This window comes from Enterobacter sp. WCHEn045836 (assembly GCF_003965585.1).
GTDB lineage: Bacteria > Pseudomonadota > Gammaproteobacteria > Enterobacterales > Enterobacteriaceae > Enterobacter > Enterobacter dissolvens.
Genome location: NZ_RXPT01000002.1, coordinates 81503 through 96750 on the forward strand (window position 1 = coordinate 81503; position 15248 = coordinate 96750).

The following is a 15248-nucleotide window of genomic DNA, read 5'->3' on the forward strand; positions in this document are numbered from 1 at the left end:
CTCCTGGTTACGCATCATCCTGACTGCCTTCTGCTTCAGTGATAATTTGATACAGCTCTTCATCACTTTGCGCTGAGCGCAGTCGACGGCAGATGGTTTTATCGGCCAGGCGTTTAGCGACCAGTGAAAGCGTATGCAGATGGGTTTTCGTCTGGTCGGCAGGAACCAGCAGCGCGAAGAGGAGATCAACGGGCTGGTTATCGATGGCATCAAAGGCAATAGGCGTTTCCAGTTGCACAAACACACCGACGGCACGCAGGGTGTCCTCTTCCAGTTTGCCATGCGGGATCGCAATGCCGTTGCCGATACCGGTACTGCCCATTTTTTCACGGGTCAGGATGGCTTCGAACACGACCTGCGGCGGCAGGCCCAGCTGTTTTGCGGCCAGTTCACTGATAATTTCCAGGGCACGTTTTTTGCTCTGGCAGTGAACGCCACTGCGGGTACATTCCTGGTTAAGGACATTGCTCAATTGAAGAGCGGAATCGTTGTTCATCATAATTTCACCTAAGCGCTAACTGTACAAATGGCCTGTTGTGTTCCACAACAGGCCTTCCTGCACCCGTTAACTGCCCGGACAATTAGTGTTGTTTCAGTTTATCTTTATGTTTATTGAGCTGTCGTGCAAGCTTATCAATCAAGCCGTCGATAGCAGCGTACATGTCTTGCCCTTCCGCACTGGCGTGGAGTTCGCCCCCATTGACATGCAGGGTTGCATCCGAGATATGAGTCACTTTTTCCACTTTCAACACAATATAGACCTGATTAATCCTTTCGAAATACTGTTCAAGTTTCGCGAACTTAGTATTCACAAAGTCGCGCAAGGCCTCAGTAATCTCGACGTTTTGTCCAGTGATGTTGAGCTGCATAGTGTCTTCCTTATCGGTTGTGTCAGACCAGCTGTTTACGCTGGTTAGACGGCGGAATGGATAAAGACTCTCGATACTTCGCAACAGTACGACGTGCCACCATAATACCCTGGTCGGACAGCATGGTGGTTAACTTACTGTCGCTCAGTGGCTTCGCGGGGTTTTCCGCGGCGATCAACTTCTTCACCAGGGCACGAATCGCCGTTGAGGAGGCTTCGCCCCCACCTTCGGTGTTCACATGGCTGGAGAAGAAATACTTAAGCTCAAATATACCGCGAGGACTGTGCAGATACTTCTGCGTGGTCACGCGGGAAATGGTTGATTCATGCATCTCGACGGCCTGGGCGATATCCGCCAGCACCATCGGTTTCATATACTCTTCGCCCTGCTCAAAGAAAGCTTGCTGCTGTTCAACGATGCAACGGCTCACGCGCAGCAGCGTATCATTCCGGCTCTCCAGACTTTTGATTAACCATCGCGCTTCCTGCAGGTTGCTACGAATATACTGGTTGTCGGAGTCGTTACGTGCGCTGGTACACATGGAGGCGTATTGCTGATTGATTTGCAGGCGAGGAATGCTGTCTGAGTTGAGTTCAACGACCCAGCGGCCATTGTGTTTTCTGACCAGCACATCAGGAATGACGTATTCAGGTTCGCTGGTCTGGATAGACTGACCGGGGCGAGGATCGAGCGACTGGATCAGGTTAACCGCCTCTTTCAGTACCTCTTCTTTCAGACGCGTAACGCGCATCAGGGTACGGAAATCATGGTTAGCCAGCAGATCCAGATGATCGCTTATGATTAAGCGGGCCTCATCGATCCAGGGCGTCTCTTTACTGAACTGCGAAAGCTGGATCAGCAGGCAGTCGCGCAGATCTTTTGCCGCCACACCCACCGGGTCGAAACGCTGAATGCGCTTCAGAACAGCTTCTATCTCTTCGAGTTCAATCTCGTCATCGCCCATGCTTTCCAGAATATCGTCGAGCGTGACGGTCAGATAGCCGGTGTCGTCTACGGCATCGACAATGGACGTGGCAATCGCACGATCGGTATCGGAGAAGGGGGTCAGCTCCACTTGCCACATCAGGTAATCCTGCAGTGACTGGGTGGTTTCACCCTGATAGACAGGTAGCTCGTCATCCTGGTAGTCTGCACGCGTTCCGGAAGGGGTCCCGGCGGTGTAGATTTCATCCCAGCTGGCATCCAGTGGAAGCTCGTCCGGCATCTCTTTTTGTTCGAGAGCATCAACGGTATCAAGGGTTTCCGTGTCCTGCGCTTGCTGAGTGTCTACCTCGTCATGAAGATCGGCTTGCTCCAGCAGCGGATTGCTGTCCAGCGCTTGCTGGAGCTCCTGCTGGAGTTCTAATGTGGACAGTTGCAACAGGCGAATCGCCTGCTGTAACTGCGGTGTCATCGCCAGTTGTTGGCTGAGCCTTAATTGCAAACCTTGCTTCATGTTCAGAGCATTTTTCTCCGGTTCGGCGTTACGTTACCTCTACCCTATCAGAGTCTGAAGTCTTCCCCAAGATAGACGCGCTTAACATGATCATCTTCGAGGATCTGTTGCGGCGTACCGTGGGCGATCAGATTGCCCTGGCTCACAATGTAGGCGCGTTCGCAAACGGCCAGTGTTTCACGGACGTTGTGGTCGGTGATCAACACGCCAAGCCCGCTGTCGCGCAGGTGCTCAATAATACGTTTAATGTCGATAACGGAGATCGGGTCAACACCCGCAAACGGTTCATCCAACAGGATAAACTTCGGATTTGCGGCCAACGCGCGTGCAATTTCAACACGGCGGCGTTCCCCCCCGGACAGCGCCTGACCGAGGCTGTCACGCAGGTGTTCAATGTGAAACTCTTCCATCAGCTCGTTGGCGCGATCCTGACGCTGCTCGCTGGTCAGATCGTCACGAATTTGCAGAACGGCCATCAGGTTATCGAAGACGCTCAGGCGACGGAAAATGGAGGCTTCCTGCGGCAGGTAGCCAATACCACGACGCGCGCGCGCATGCAGCGGCAGAAGGCTGATGTCTTCATCATCAATGATGATGTTACCGGCATCGCGCGGGACAATACCGACGACCATGTAGAAGGTCGTGGTTTTACCCGCACCGTTAGGGCCAAGCAGGCCAACAATTTCGCCGGAGTTGACGGTCAGACTGACATCTTCCACGACACGGCGGCCCTTGTAGGCCTTCGCGAGATTTTTTGCAGTTAATGTTGCCATAACGAATTAGTTACTCTTCTTCTGTGCCGGGGCCTGGCCCTTGCCTTTGTCCTGCAGCTGAGACGGCACCAGCACGGTGGTGACACGTTTGCCTTTCTCGCTGGAGGCCTGCATTTTTTGCTCTTTCACCAGATAGGTGATCTTGTCACCGGTGATATTGCTATCGAGCTGTTCCAGATAGGCGTTGCCGGTCAGGATGACCAGATCTTTCGCCAGTTCATAATGCATGTGGCTGGCATGACCTTTCACCGGTTTGCCGTTGTCCTGCATCTGGTAGAACGTGGCCGGGTTGCCGTAGCCATCAATGATCTCTTTGCCCTGTTCGCCACCTGGACGGGTAACGACCACCTTATCGGCGTTAATCTTGATGGTGCCCTGGGTCACGACGACGTTGCCGGTAAAGGTAACGACATTACCCTGCATATCAAGAGACTGAGTATCGGACTCGATATGGATCGGCTGTTCAGTATCGCCAGTAACAGCAAGCGCGGGAAGACTGGCCGCCAGCATCGCGCTGGCGATAATTACTTTAAGGCTGAGTTTGTTTGTTTTGAATTTCATAGGAGGTTCTAACCTTTTCAATCAGCTCGGCGTTTTTGCTGCGTAAGTTCCCGCGCATTCTTAAACCGCTGGAATTAAATGTTGTGCCGTACAGAGTAACCAGATCCTGCGACGTCACATCCTGGGTTACCAGGTTGATCTGGGCATTATCTGTCGTAATTTTGCGCAGTTGTGCGTCAGCGGTCAGGGCGTTGACTTCAACGTGGCCATAGAGATAAAGCATACGGTCATTTGTTAGTTTTGCCCGGTCAGACTTAATTGACCACGTCGGCACTTTGTCCTTATCAAACGTCGTCATCACCGGCTGGGTAAACCACGAAATACCGTCATCTGAAAAATATTCAACGTGCTGGGCAATCAGGCGATAGTTCAGCGCACCTTCCGGGCTATAGACTACGGTATCACTGTGATCGCTTTTATAGGTTGGATCGTTATTGTTGATCACTTCCGTTTGCGTATCGTCACGATCGGCAAGGTTCACGCCAATCAATATCAGTGCGACAAGCGAAAGCAGAATGATAACCCAACGTCTGGTTTTACTCATATCGATTGCCCTTTGGCCTCATCCAGCTTACCCTGCGCCAGCAGAAGCAGATCGCAGACTTCACGTACGGCACCACGGCCACCATTGATGTGGGTAACATAATCAGCCCGCGGGATCAGCAGCGGATGCGCATCCGCAACCGCGACACTCAGGCCAATCTCGGCCATAACCGGCCAGTCAATCAGATCGTCCCCGACATAGGCCACCTGTTCTGGCGCGATTGACAGTTTACCCAGTAAATCGTTGAAAGCCGCCATCTTATCGGATTGCCCCTGATACAGATGGGTAATGCCCAACGTTTCACAGCGATCTTCTACCAGTTTAGCTTTTCGCCCGGTGATGATGGCAACCTCGATACCCGATGTGAGCGCACAACGAATACCGTAGCCATCGCGAACGTTGAACGCTTTCAGCTCTTCACCATTATTGCCCATGTAAATCAGGCCATCGGACAGTACGCCATCCACATCCAGAATCAGCAGACGGATGTTTTCCGCCTTTGCCATTACCTGGGTACTTACCGGACCATAACAGGTTGCAAGGGATGCACCCGCATTACTCATTGTCTTATCCTTCATTACACTACGCCTGCGCGCAGCAGATCATGCATATGTACCACACCCAGCAACTGGTCGCCATCGGCAACCATCACTGAGGTGATATGTCGGGACTGCATCAGGTTCAGCACATCCACCGCCAGCGTGCCCGGGCGAACGCGAATACCGCCAGGCGTCATCACATCGGCAATACCGAGAGTGCGGACATCCACGCCCATGTCAAACACGCGACGCAGGTCGCCATCGGTGAAAATCCCCTCGATCTTCATCAGGTCGTCACACACCACCGTCATGCCCAGATTTTTACGGGTGATTTCCAGCAGCGCATCACGCAGGGAGGCCTCTTTACTGACGTGAGGGATTTCATCGCCAGTATGCATAATATCGTTAACCCGTAGCAGCAGTTTCCGCCCCAGCGCACCGCCAGGATGGGACAGCGCGAAGTCTTCAGGGGTAAAACCGCGGGCTTCAAGGAGCGCAACGGCAAGCGCGTCGCCCATCACCAGTGCCGCGGTGGTACTGGACGTCGGTGCAAGGCCCAGCGGGCAGGCTTCTTTCGGCACTTTCACGCAGAGATGAATATCCGCCGCACGCGCCATGCTGCTTTCCGGGCGGCTGGTCATGCAGATGAGTGGCACCTGCAGTCGCTTCAGAACCGGAATCAGCGCCAGGATCTCATTGGACTCACCGGAATTCGACAGGGCAATCACGACATCCTGCGGCGTGACCATGCCCAGATCGCCGTGTGCCGCTTCCCCTGGGTGTACAAAGAATGAGGAGGTTCCGGTGCTGGCGAATGTTGCAGCCATTTTGCGGCCAATGTGACCGGACTTGCCCATCCCCATCACCACGACTTTACCGGCACAGTAGAACATCTTCTCACAGGCCAGACTAAAATCCTGATTAATGTACTGATCTAACTGCGCCAGACCTTCACGTTCAATCTCCAGAACGTCTTTGCCTGCTTTCTGAAAGTCAAAACCCGGCTGCAATTCTATTTGCGACATAATGCGTTTCCGTTTACCCAGAGAGAAGAGGCGAAAGCCAGTACAGCATCGCCATCCATACGATAAATCCACCCGTCAGCAGCGCGCCTGCGCCTTTGCCGATTTGTCTTTGCCGCCGCCAGCAGAGCAGGGCAAAGATAACGCTCACCAGCAACATCACCCCGTAATCACGTGAGAAGGCCAGCGGGTTAAACGGCCCAGGCGTTATCAGGGCTGGCAGGCCCATGACGATGGCGATATTAAAGATGTTGGAACCGATAATATTGCCGATGGCGATGTCATCTTCACCTTTACGCGCGCCCGCGATGGCCGTGGCCAGTTCTGGCAGACTGGTACCGATGGCGATGACGGTCAGGCCAATGGTCAGTTCGCTCATGGCGAAATAGTTCGCCAGCACCGTCGCGTTATCCACGATCATGCGTGTTGCCATTGGCATGATGATTAACGCGACACCCAGCCAGAGCAGCGCAACCGGCAGCGTGCCTTCACGCGGCAGTTCCGCGACCTGCTCACGCGTCAGGCTGTCGTGACCCTGTTTTTCCGCCTGGCGGGCGATTTTAACACTATACAGCAGCCAGATGACCGCCAGTGCCAACAAGAAAATGCCGTCACTGTAGCTGAGAACGCCATCGTAAAATACGCATCCTGCCAGCAGGCTTACGATTAACATTAGCGGCAATTCCCGGCGCAGAACATCAGAATGCACGCGAAATGGATGCAGCAGCGCGGCCAGACCTAAAATAAGCAGAATATTGACGATGTTAGAGCCAATCGCGGTGCCGACAGCAAGGTCTATCTGACCATGCAGCGATGCCGTAACAGAGACGATGATTTCAGGCAGGGAGGTGCCAACACTGACAACGGTCATCCCGATGACAACAGGCGGTACGCCACTCAGACGGCAAAGAATCGATGCAGCAAATACCAAACGGTCAGCACTGTAGACCACCAAAAGTAAACCAATTATTAACAGTGCTGTTGCTAAAAGCATCAAAAGTCCTTTCTTCAGGTATACTCGCCGGTCCACCGCGCGGGAATTGTTAGCGCTGCATACAGCCTAAGACGTAACGAATTCCTAATTTTGACTTTATGCGCCGGAAAAGTAAAACAAATGCCAGCTTTCGCTAACCTCTACGGCTAATATTCTGTAAAAATGTGGGGTTTAGGGCTGATTTAAGCTTCACGCTTCGCATGAAGCAGGGTAAGAAAGGAACCGTAAATGAGCCAAACGACGGCGAATTTAGTCGATGTCCGTGGGGTGAGTTTTTCTCGCGGCAACAGATTGATCTTTGATGATATTTCGTTGACCGTCCCGCATGGCAAAATTACTGCCATTATGGGACCGTCCGGGATCGGTAAAACGACCCTGCTGCGACTTATCGGTGGGCAGATCCCACCCGATAGCGGTGAAATCCTCTTCGACGGTGAAAACGTTCCGGAGATGTCGCGATCGCGCCTGTATACTGTGCGCAAGCGTATGAGCATGCTCTTTCAGTCGGGGGCCCTGTTCACCGACATGGACGTCTTCGATAATGTCGCCTATCCGCTGCGCGAGCATACGCACCTTCCGCCGGAGCTGCTGAAAAGCACGGTGATGATGAAGCTGGAAGCGGTAGGGCTGCGGGGTGCCGCAAAACTGATGCCGTCAGAGTTGTCAGGCGGGATGGCGCGCCGCGCTGCGCTGGCGAGAGCCATTGCCTTAGAACCCGATTTAATCATGTTCGACGAACCGTTTGTCGGGCAGGATCCTATTACGATGGGTGTGCTGGTGAAGCTTATCTCTGAATTGAACAGCGCGCTCGGCGTCACCTGCATTGTGGTTTCTCACGATGTGCCGGAAGTGTTGAGTATTGCCGACTATGCCTACATTGTGGCAGACAAAAGGATCGTCGCGCACGGCAGCGCCCAGGCGTTGCAGGAAAACTGCGATCCGCGAGTACGGCAGTTCCTCGACGGTATTGCGGATGGGCCTGTGCCGTTCCGCTATCCTGCGGGCGACTATCGTGACGATTTATTGGGAATAGGGAGTTAAGCCACTCATGCTGTTAAATGCGTTGGCCGCTCTTGGACACCGTGGCATAAAAACCATCAGGACGTTCGGGCGCGCCGGATCGATGTTATTCAACGCGCTGGTCGGCAAGCCGGAATTCCGTAAGCATGCGCCTTTACTGGTGCGGCAGCTTTATAACGTCGGCGTGCTGTCGATGCTCATCATCATTGTGTCCGGTCTGTTTATCGGCATGGTGCTGGGGCTGCAGGGCTACCTTGTTCTGACGACCTACAGTGCGGAAACCAGCCTCGGGATGCTGGTGGCGCTTTCGCTGCTGCGTGAACTGGGACCGGTTGTGGCGGCACTGCTGTTTGCCGGACGCGCAGGATCGGCGTTAACCGCTGAGATTGGTCTGATGCGTGCCACCGAGCAGCTTTCCAGTATGGAAATGATGGCGGTCGATCCGCTGCGTCGTGTTATCTCACCCCGTTTCTGGGCAGGGGTTATCTCCTTACCGTTGCTGACTATCCTGTTTGTGGCTGTCGGTATCTGGGGCGGTTCGCTGGTGGGCGTTCACTGGAAAGGCATTGATGCCGGTTTCTTCTGGTCTGCCATGCAGGACGCCATCGACCTGCGAATGGATCTGATTAACTGTTTGATTAAAAGCGTGGTATTTGCCATTACGGTCACCTGGATTGCGTTATTTAATGGTTACGATGCCATCCCGACGTCGGCGGGCATCAGCCGTGCAACTACACGTACTGTCGTACATTCGTCGCTGGCCGTACTGGGTCTGGATTTTGTGCTCACCGCACTGATGTTTGGGAATTGAGTTCATGCAAACGAGAAAAAATGAAATTTGGGTCGGCGTGTTCCTGTTGCTGGCGCTGCTGGCCGCACTGTTTATCTGCCTGAGAGCGGCGGATATCACCTCCGTGCGTACCGAACCGACTTATCGCATCTATGCCACTTTCGATAATATCGGCGGGCTGAAGGCGCGCTCACCGGTGCGTATTGGTGGCGTGGTGATCGGGCGCGTGTCTGACATTACGCTTGATGAGAAAACCTATCTGCCGCGCGTGGCGATGGATATTGAAGAGCGTTACAACCATATCCCGGACACCAGCTCGCTTTCTATCCGCACCTCTGGCCTGCTGGGCGAACAATATCTGGCACTGAACGTTGGCTTTGAAGATCCTGAGCTTGGAACGACTATTCTTAAAGACGGTAGCGTGATCCAGGATACCAAGTCCGCGATGGTGCTGGAGGATATGATTGGTCAGTTCCTTTACAACAGTAAGGGAGATGATAAAAAGTCCGATGCTGCCCCTGCGCAGACTGAAGATCATACCAACGTCGCACCGACACCTGGCACGACGAATTAATTTCAGGAGAAGTCATTCATGTTTAAACGACTGTTAATGGTTGCCATGCTGGTTATTGCCCCTCTTACGGCAGCACATGCTGCAGATCAGAGCAACCCGTACAAACTGATGGACGAAGCCGCGAAGAAAACCTTCGATCGTCTTAAAAACGAACAGCCTAAAATTCGTTCTAATCCTGATTATCTGCGTGATGTGGTCGATCAGGAACTGCTGCCTTATGTGCAGATCAAATATGCCGGTGCGCTGGTGCTGGGGCGTTATTACAAAGACGCTACCCCTGCACAACGTGAAGCCTACTTTGCTGCATTCCGTGAATACCTGAAACAGGCTTACGGCCAGGCGCTGGCGATGTACCATGGCCAGACCTACCAGATTGCACCTGAACAGCCGCTGGGGGATGCCACCATTGTGCCTATTCGCGTCACAATCATCGATCCTAACGGTCGTCCACCGGTTCGCCTGGATTTCCAGTGGCGTAAAAACAGCCAGACCGGCAACTGGCAGGCGTATGACATGATCGCCGAAGGGGTGAGCATGATCACCACTAAGCAGAATGAGTGGAGTGACCTGCTGCGTACCAAAGGCATCGATGGCCTGACCGCCCAGCTGCAGTCCATCTCTCGCCAGAAAATCACCCTGGACGAGAAGAAGTAATGTCGCAGCAACTGAGCTGGTCACGTGAGGGCGAGACGTTAACACTGTCCGGAGAACTCGATCAGGATCTGCTTAACCCATTGTGGGATAAGCGCCATGAAGCCATGCAGGGCGTTACGCTGATCGATTTAAGCCACGTCACGCGGGTGGATACGGCAGGGATCGCGCTGCTTGCTCACCTCGTTGCTGTGGGGAAAAAGCAGGGGGCAACCGTTACGCTTCACGGTGCGAGCGATAATGTCGTGACCCTGGCGCAGCTCTATAATCTCCCTCAGGACGTACTGCCCCATTAATATTTTCAGTGCGTTACTTCTGAAAGCCCTGACAGTTTCATCGTCGGGGCTTTTTGCTTGTTTAAGACGACGCCACTTTGCTCTAAGATGTTGGGCTTGTTTTCACTATCAGATGATTAAGAACCCATGGAAAATCATGAAATCCAGACAGTGCTGATGAATGCACTCTCCCTTCAGGAAGCCCACGTCACTGGCGATGGCAGTCACTTCCAGGTTATTGCTGTGGGTGAGATGTTCGACGGTATGAGCCGTGTGAAGAAACAGCAGGCTGTCTATGCGCCGCTGATGGAATATATTGCGGATAACCGCATCCACGCCCTGTCGATTAAAGCGTTCACCCCGCAAGAGTGGGCACGCGATCGCAAACTAAACGGTTTTTGAGCTGAGGGCGATGCGCCCGCAGCACGGTTGAATTTATAAGAGAGCACACCATGGATAAATTTCGTGTACAGGGGCCAACGCGCCTCCAGGGCGAAGTCACAATTTCTGGCGCGAAAAACGCCGCGCTGCCGATCCTCTTTGCGGCGTTGCTCGCGGAAGAGCCGGTAGAAATTCAGAACGTACCGAAGCTGAAAGATATCGACACCACCATGAAGTTGCTCACCCAGTTGGGGACGAAAGTCGAGCGTAATGGTTCCGTCTGGATCGATGCCAGCAATGTGAACAACTTCTCAGCACCTTACGACCTGGTGAAAACCATGCGTGCATCCATCTGGGCGCTTGGCCCGCTGGTGGCGCGTTTTGGCCAGGGACAGGTGTCACTACCGGGTGGTTGCGCCATCGGCGCGCGTCCTGTTGATCTCCACATCTTCGGTCTGGAGAAGCTGGGCGCGGAGATCAAACTGGAAGAAGGTTACGTTAAAGCGTCCGTTAATGGCCGTCTGAAAGGCGCGCACATTGTCATGGACAAAGTGAGTGTTGGCGCAACCGTCACCATTATGTCTGCGGCGACGCTGGCTGAAGGTACTACCATCATTGAAAACGCCGCGCGCGAGCCGGAAATTGTGGATACCGCAAACTTCCTCGTGGCGCTGGGCGCAAAAATCGCTGGCCAGGGTACCGATCGCATCACCATCGAAGGCGTTGAGCGCCTGGGCGGCGGTGTTTATCGCGTTCTGCCAGACCGTATCGAAACCGGGACTTTCCTGGTAGCAGCGGCTATTTCTGGCGGCAAGATTGTTTGCCGCAATGCGCAACCTGACACCCTGGATGCGGTGCTGGCGAAGCTGCGTGAAGCGGGCGCGGATATTGAAACCGGTGAAGACTGGATCAGCCTCGATATGCACGGTAAACGTCCGAAAGCGGTCACCGTTCGCACGGCCCCGCATCCGGCATTCCCGACCGATATGCAGGCACAGTTCACGTTGCTGAACCTGGTGGCGGAAGGTACCGGTGTGATCACCGAGACTATCTTCGAGAACCGCTTCATGCACGTACCGGAACTGATCCGTATGGGCGCTCATGCAGAGATCGAAAGTAACACAGTGATTTGCCACGGCGTTGAGAAACTGTCCGGTGCGCAGGTTATGGCTACCGATCTGCGTGCGTCTGCGAGCCTGGTATTAGCGGGTTGTATCGCGGAAGGAACGACGGTTGTGGATCGTATCTATCATATCGATCGTGGTTACGAGCGTATTGAAGACAAACTGCGCGCGCTGGGTGCCAATATCGAGCGTGTGAAGGGCGAGTAATCGTTCCGGCAGCCCCCTGCCAGAAATGACCGGGGGGTTGCTGTTCCTGTCAAAAAAGAGCCTCAGACTGACTGCTCTTTCTTCGTTTTTTTCTGGCGAATCATGCGTGTTCTGTCGATAAATTCATGGGTAATGGGATCGTGGTAACGCGAGGGCCAGATTACCCACGGATGCGTCTCCAGCGCCGACGCAATGATCAATTCACCTTTTGGCCAGGGGCGAGTCAGGGCATTTGCCAGCGTTGAAGAGCTCAACCCATTGCGGCGTGATTCTGCGGCGAGCGACGTTCCTTTTTTGCGCAGCGCAGCAATGATATCTGCTGAGTGCCAGTCGATAAATTTCATATCCATAAAGCTGTCCTTGTGTTCGTAATCACCCATGTCATTTCTACTGAAACGACGGGAGTTACTATACTCATTTCGAACACGGGTCCTAAAAAGTTCGTGTTACTTGAAGGAATATTCAGAATAAGACATAGCTTTATTCATGCGGCCTGTAAACCGATGATTTTACGTGAATAGGGAATTTATAAGCACTTATAAGAATCCCCCCGCGACGGGCACGGGGAGAAGAGAGGCATTAGCGATCGCGCTGTACGGCGATGTGGGCAAGACCGATTAACGCATCGCGCCACGGACTGTCAGGAATGACCTGAAGTGCCGCGATGGCTTTATCCGCCTCTTCTTCAGCGCGCTGACGTGTCCATTCCAGCGAGCCACAGATAGCCATTGTTTCCAGTACCGGTTCCAGAAGATGGCGACCATTTCCCTGCTCGATCGCTTCACGGATCATTTTCGCCTGGTCAGCCGTTCCGTTGCGCATGGCATGCAGCAGCGGCAGGGTCGGTTTGCCTTCATTGAGGTCATCGCCGACGTTCTTGCCGAGCGTTTCGCCATCAGCACTGTAGTCCAGCAAATCGTCAATCAGCTGGAATGCGGTCCCCAGATAACGGCCATAGTCCTGCAGCCCTTTTTCCTGCGCAGCGGTACAGCCAGCCAGAATACCGGAACATTGCGCGGCGGCTTCAAACAGGTGCGCCGTTTTGCTGTAGATCACGCGCATGTAGTTTTCTTCGGTGATGTCAGGGTCGTTGACGTTCATCAGCTGCAGTACTTCGCCTTCCGCGATCACGTTAACGGCTTCAGACATCACTTCCAGCACTTTCAGTGAACCGAGGCTGGTCATCATCTGGAAGGCGCGGGTATAGATAAAATCGCCGACCAGAACGCTGGCTGCGTTGCCGAAGGCGGCGTTTGCCGTGGCTTTCCCGCGGCGCATGTCCGATTCATCCACAACGTCATCATGCAGAAGCGTTGCAGTGTGAATAAATTCGATCAGTGCAGCGATAGTGACATGGGCATTTCCCTGATAACCAACGGCTCTGGCAGCCAGGATGGCAATCATCGGGCGAATACGTTTACCGCCACCGCTGACGATGTAATAGCCCAACTGATTGATTAGCTGAACATCAGAGTTGAGTTGTTCCAGGATTGCTGCATTCACACCCGCCATATCTTGCGCGGTTAACTCGTTGATTTTTTCTAAATTCATCGCAAAAGCCGGGCTTTTTATCCTGTTTATCCCATCTTCAATGGGGTAACGAAGGGTTTCGGTTTATCAATAGTATTGCTGATTGTACTGAAAAAACGGCTCAGATAAACGCTACCGTACGTGTTGTGTTTTTTTTCTTCATGTATTGACGGTAGCACTTGTCAAAGGCTCGCGTTTTGCGTAATATTCGCGCCCTATTGTGAATATTTATAGCGCACTCTGATTCATACGAGGATGTGCGCGGAAGCGGAGTTTATATGTACGCGGTTTTCCAAAGTGGTGGTAAACAACACCGAGTAAGCGAAGGTCAGACCGTTCGCCTGGAAAAGCTGGACATCGCAACTGGCGAATCTGTTGAGTTCGCAGAAGTTCTGATGATCGCAAACGGTGAAGAAGTCAAAATCGGCGTTCCTTTCGTTGATGGCGGCGTTATCAAAGCTGAAGTTGTTGCTCACGGTCGTGGCGAGAAAGTTAAAATCGTTAAGTTTCGTCGTCGTAAACACTACCGTAAGCAGCAGGGCCACCGTCAGTGGTTCACTGATGTGAAAATTACTGGCATCAGCGCCTAAGACCTGAGGAGAGATTTAAATGGCACATAAAAAGGCTGGCGGCTCCACACGTAACGGTCGCGATTCAGAAGCTAAACGCCTGGGCGTTAAGCGTTTCGGTGGCGAATCCGTTCTGGCGGGTAGCATCATCGTTCGTCAACGTGGTACCAAATTCCACGCTGGCAACAACGTAGGTTGCGGTCGTGACCACACTCTGTTTGCTAAAGCAGACGGTAAAGTGAAATTTGAAGTTAAAGGCCCGAACAACCGTAAATACATCAGCATCGTTGCTGAGTAAGGTTTTCTCGGTCCGGTAACGGATTAAAGCCCCGCAACCTGTTGCGGGGCTTTTTACATTGGAAACCCGGTAATTTTTTCTGTAGGGAAAACGGGCATGAAGCAGCAGGCCGGCATTGGTATTCTTTTGGCGCTCACAACCGCAATGTGCTGGGGTGCGCTGCCAATTGCAATGAAGCAGGTGCTGGAAGTGATGGAGCCGCCTACGGTGGTGTTTTATCGCTTTCTGATGGCAAGTATCGGCCTGGGTGCCATTCTCGCTGTTAAAGGTAAGCTTCCACCATTGCGTCTCTTCCGTAAACCGCGCTGGCTGGTGTTGCTGGCTATCGCGACCGGTGGACTGTTTGGCAACTTCATACTGTTCAGCTCTTCCCTGCAATACCTCAGCCCGACAGCGTCGCAAGTGATTGGTCAACTCTCACCGGTCGGCATGATGGTCGCCAGCGTCTTTATCCTCAAGGAGAAGATGCGGGGTACGCAGATTATCGGGGCGAGCATGCTGCTATGTGGTCTGGTGATGTTCTTCAATACCAGCCTGATAGAGATTTTTACCCGACTGACCGATTACACCTGGGGTGTGATCTTCGGTGTGGGGGCAGCAACAGTCTGGGTGAGCTATGGTGTCGCGCAAAAGGTGTTATTGCGTCGTCTTGCTTCACAGCAGATCCTCTTTTTGCTGTACACTTTGTGTACAATAGCATTATTGCCGTTAGCGAAGCCGGGGGTGATTACCCAGCTTAGCGACTGGCAACTGGCGTGCCTCATATTTTGTGGGCTGAATACGCTGGTCGGTTATGGCGCGCTGGCCGAAGCAATGGCGCGCTGGCAGGCAGCACAGGTGAGCGCATTGATTACGCTCACTCCGCTGTTTACGCTGTTATTTTCAGATTTGTTATCAATGGCCTGGCCCGATGTCTTCGTCAGACCGATGCTCAACCTGTTGGGCTATCTCGGTGCGTTTGTCGTGGTTGCGGGCGCGATGTATTCCGCCATTGGTCATCGTCTCTGGGGGCGTTGGCGCAAAAATGAAGCGGTTGTAGTAGTCCCCCGCTCAGGCGAATGAGTTACGGAG

Annotated in this window: 21 protein-coding genes; 10 read left to right on the top strand and 11 right to left on the bottom strand. The window is 53.2% G+C overall.

All coding sequences use genetic code 11. From position 1 onward, the window contains the following. Positions 1 to 7: 7 nt before the first annotated feature. The 9 genes from ptsN to EKN38_RS02790 form a co-directional block, all read right to left on the bottom strand. Entirely contained in the window at positions 8 to 499 is a 492-nt protein-coding gene (gene ptsN, locus EKN38_RS02750; RefSeq protein WP_014833457.1) for a PTS IIA-like nitrogen regulatory protein PtsN, read from the bottom strand. An 82-nt stretch (positions 500 to 581) separates the two neighbouring features. Next, positions 582 to 869, bottom strand: coding sequence for a ribosome hibernation promoting factor (gene hpf, locus EKN38_RS02755; protein WP_013098943.1), 288 nt, complete (start codon positions 867 to 869; stop codon positions 582 to 584). A gap of 22 nt (positions 870 to 891) precedes the next feature. After that, positions 892 to 2325, bottom strand: coding sequence for an RNA polymerase factor sigma-54 (gene rpoN / locus EKN38_RS02760; protein ID WP_014833456.1), 1434 nt, complete (start codon positions 2323 to 2325; stop codon positions 892 to 894). Between the two features lie 47 nt (positions 2326 to 2372). After that, positions 2373 to 3098, bottom strand: a complete 726-nt coding sequence (gene lptB, locus EKN38_RS02765; protein WP_013098941.1) for an LPS export ABC transporter ATP-binding protein — start codon at positions 3096 to 3098, stop codon at positions 2373 to 2375. Positions 3099 to 3104: 6 nt separating this feature from the next. After that, positions 3105 to 3659 carry a lipopolysaccharide ABC transporter substrate-binding protein LptA gene (gene lptA / locus EKN38_RS02770; RefSeq protein WP_014833455.1) on the bottom strand — a complete coding sequence of 185 codons (555 nt, stop codon included), beginning with the start codon at positions 3657 to 3659 and terminating at the stop codon, positions 3105 to 3107. Continuing rightward, positions 3628 to 4203, bottom strand: coding sequence for an LPS export ABC transporter periplasmic protein LptC (gene lptC, locus EKN38_RS02775; RefSeq protein WP_047361205.1), 576 nt, complete (start codon positions 4201 to 4203; stop codon positions 3628 to 3630). Before lptC ends, lptA begins: the two co-directional genes overlap by 32 nt. After that, entirely contained in the window at positions 4200 to 4766 is a 567-nt protein-coding gene (gene kdsC / locus EKN38_RS02780) for a 3-deoxy-manno-octulosonate-8-phosphatase KdsC (RefSeq protein ID WP_014833453.1), read from the bottom strand. The genes lptC and kdsC overlap by 4 nt, the downstream gene beginning before the upstream one ends. A 14-nt stretch (positions 4767 to 4780) precedes the next feature. Further along, complete coding sequence (gene kdsD, locus EKN38_RS02785) at positions 4781 to 5767, bottom strand: arabinose-5-phosphate isomerase KdsD (protein WP_014833452.1); 987 nt, start codon at positions 5765 to 5767, stop codon at positions 4781 to 4783. Positions 5768 to 5780: 13 nt separating this feature from the next. Continuing rightward, positions 5781 to 6758 carry a calcium/sodium antiporter gene (locus tag EKN38_RS02790; RefSeq protein ID WP_014833451.1) on the bottom strand — a complete coding sequence of 326 codons (978 nt, stop codon included), beginning with the start codon at positions 6756 to 6758 and terminating at the stop codon, positions 5781 to 5783. A gap of 228 nt (positions 6759 to 6986) precedes the next feature. Here EKN38_RS02790 and mlaF point away from each other — a divergent pair, with 228 nt between their 5' ends. The 7 genes from mlaF (at position 6987) to murA (ending at position 11780) form a co-directional block, all read left to right on the top strand. Then, complete coding sequence (gene mlaF / locus EKN38_RS02795; RefSeq protein ID WP_014833450.1) at positions 6987 to 7799, top strand: phospholipid ABC transporter ATP-binding protein MlaF; 813 nt, start codon at positions 6987 to 6989, stop codon at positions 7797 to 7799. Positions 7800 to 7806: 7 nt separating this feature from the next. Then, complete coding sequence (mlaE, locus tag EKN38_RS02800) at positions 7807 to 8589, top strand: lipid asymmetry maintenance ABC transporter permease subunit MlaE (RefSeq protein WP_014833449.1); 783 nt, start codon at positions 7807 to 7809, stop codon at positions 8587 to 8589. A 4-nt stretch (positions 8590 to 8593) separates the two neighbouring features. Further along, on the top strand, positions 8594 to 9142 hold the full coding sequence (gene mlaD, locus EKN38_RS02805) for an outer membrane lipid asymmetry maintenance protein MlaD (RefSeq protein ID WP_014833448.1): 549 nt from the start codon (positions 8594 to 8596) through the stop codon (positions 9140 to 9142). Positions 9143 to 9160: 18 nt separating this feature from the next. Next, a complete protein-coding gene (gene mlaC / locus EKN38_RS02810) occupies positions 9161 to 9796 on the top strand; it encodes a phospholipid-binding protein MlaC (protein WP_013098933.1) in 636 nt (211 codons plus the stop codon). Then, complete coding sequence (gene mlaB / locus EKN38_RS02815; RefSeq protein WP_014833447.1) at positions 9796 to 10089, top strand: lipid asymmetry maintenance protein MlaB; 294 nt, start codon at positions 9796 to 9798, stop codon at positions 10087 to 10089. The genes mlaC and mlaB overlap by 1 nt, the downstream gene beginning before the upstream one ends. A gap of 126 nt (positions 10090 to 10215) precedes the next feature. Further along, positions 10216 to 10470, top strand: coding sequence for a BolA family iron metabolism protein IbaG (ibaG, locus tag EKN38_RS02820; RefSeq protein WP_008501458.1), 255 nt, complete (start codon positions 10216 to 10218; stop codon positions 10468 to 10470). Positions 10471 to 10520: 50 nt separating this feature from the next. Next, a complete protein-coding gene (murA, locus tag EKN38_RS02825; RefSeq protein ID WP_014833446.1) occupies positions 10521 to 11780 on the top strand; it encodes a UDP-N-acetylglucosamine 1-carboxyvinyltransferase in 1260 nt (419 codons plus the stop codon). A 62-nt stretch (positions 11781 to 11842) separates the two neighbouring features. Here murA and sfsB read toward each other — a convergent pair whose 3' ends face one another. Next, positions 11843 to 12130 carry a DNA-binding transcriptional regulator SfsB gene (gene sfsB, locus EKN38_RS02830; protein WP_014833445.1) on the bottom strand — a complete coding sequence of 96 codons (288 nt, stop codon included), beginning with the start codon at positions 12128 to 12130 and terminating at the stop codon, positions 11843 to 11845. Between the two features lie 229 nt (positions 12131 to 12359). Continuing rightward, complete coding sequence (gene ispB, locus EKN38_RS02835; protein ID WP_126521631.1) at positions 12360 to 13331, bottom strand: octaprenyl diphosphate synthase; 972 nt, start codon at positions 13329 to 13331, stop codon at positions 12360 to 12362. A gap of 257 nt (positions 13332 to 13588) precedes the next feature. Between ispB and rplU the strand changes: the two genes are divergently transcribed. From rplU to EKN38_RS02850, 3 genes are all read left to right on the top strand, one after another. Further along, positions 13589 to 13900, top strand: a complete 312-nt coding sequence (gene rplU, locus EKN38_RS02840; RefSeq protein ID WP_003025032.1) for a 50S ribosomal protein L21 — start codon at positions 13589 to 13591, stop codon at positions 13898 to 13900. Between the two features lie 19 nt (positions 13901 to 13919). Beyond that, positions 13920 to 14177, top strand: a complete 258-nt coding sequence (gene rpmA / locus EKN38_RS02845) for a 50S ribosomal protein L27 (RefSeq protein ID WP_004385076.1) — start codon at positions 13920 to 13922, stop codon at positions 14175 to 14177. Positions 14178 to 14273: 96 nt separating this feature from the next. Beyond that, complete coding sequence (locus EKN38_RS02850; protein WP_014833443.1) at positions 14274 to 15239, top strand: DMT family transporter; 966 nt, start codon at positions 14274 to 14276, stop codon at positions 15237 to 15239. The last annotated feature ends 9 nt before the right edge of the window (positions 15240 to 15248 follow it).

Coding starts and splice junctions, on each gene's coding strand:
- mlaB (WP_014833447.1), top strand. CDS start 9,796: ATGTCGCAGCAACTGAGCTGGTCACGTGAGGGCGAGACGTTAACACTG.
- lptB (WP_013098941.1), bottom strand. CDS start 3,098: ATGGCAACATTAACTGCAAAAAATCTCGCGAAGGCCTACAAGGGCCGC.
- mlaC (WP_013098933.1), top strand. CDS start 9,161: ATGTTTAAACGACTGTTAATGGTTGCCATGCTGGTTATTGCCCCTCTT.
- sfsB (WP_014833445.1), bottom strand. CDS start 12,130: ATGGATATGAAATTTATCGACTGGCACTCAGCAGATATCATTGCTGCG.
- lptA (WP_014833455.1), bottom strand. CDS start 3,659: ATGAAATTCAAAACAAACAAACTCAGCCTTAAAGTAATTATCGCCAGC.
- ibaG (WP_008501458.1), top strand. CDS start 10,216: ATGGAAAATCATGAAATCCAGACAGTGCTGATGAATGCACTCTCCCTT.
- mlaD (WP_014833448.1), top strand. CDS start 8,594: ATGCAAACGAGAAAAAATGAAATTTGGGTCGGCGTGTTCCTGTTGCTG.
- mlaF (WP_014833450.1), top strand. CDS start 6,987: ATGAGCCAAACGACGGCGAATTTAGTCGATGTCCGTGGGGTGAGTTTT.
- mlaE (WP_014833449.1), top strand. CDS start 7,807: ATGCTGTTAAATGCGTTGGCCGCTCTTGGACACCGTGGCATAAAAACC.
- rpmA (WP_004385076.1), top strand. CDS start 13,920: ATGGCACATAAAAAGGCTGGCGGCTCCACACGTAACGGTCGCGATTCA.
- lptC (WP_047361205.1), bottom strand. CDS start 4,203: ATGAGTAAAACCAGACGTTGGGTTATCATTCTGCTTTCGCTTGTCGCA.
- hpf (WP_013098943.1), bottom strand. CDS start 869: ATGCAGCTCAACATCACTGGACAAAACGTCGAGATTACTGAGGCCTTG.
- EKN38_RS02790 (WP_014833451.1), bottom strand. CDS start 6,758: ATGCTTTTAGCAACAGCACTGTTAATAATTGGTTTACTTTTGGTGGTC.
- kdsD (WP_014833452.1), bottom strand. CDS start 5,767: ATGTCGCAAATAGAATTGCAGCCGGGTTTTGACTTTCAGAAAGCAGGC.
- ispB (WP_126521631.1), bottom strand. CDS start 13,331: ATGAATTTAGAAAAAATCAACGAGTTAACCGCGCAAGATATGGCGGGT.
- murA (WP_014833446.1), top strand. CDS start 10,521: ATGGATAAATTTCGTGTACAGGGGCCAACGCGCCTCCAGGGCGAAGTC.
- rpoN (WP_014833456.1), bottom strand. CDS start 2,325: ATGAAGCAAGGTTTGCAATTAAGGCTCAGCCAACAACTGGCGATGACA.
- ptsN (WP_014833457.1), bottom strand. CDS start 499: ATGATGAACAACGATTCCGCTCTTCAATTGAGCAATGTCCTTAACCAG.
- rplU (WP_003025032.1), top strand. CDS start 13,589: ATGTACGCGGTTTTCCAAAGTGGTGGTAAACAACACCGAGTAAGCGAA.
- kdsC (WP_014833453.1), bottom strand. CDS start 4,766: ATGAGTAATGCGGGTGCATCCCTTGCAACCTGTTATGGTCCGGTAAGT.
- EKN38_RS02850 (WP_014833443.1), top strand. CDS start 14,274: ATGAAGCAGCAGGCCGGCATTGGTATTCTTTTGGCGCTCACAACCGCA.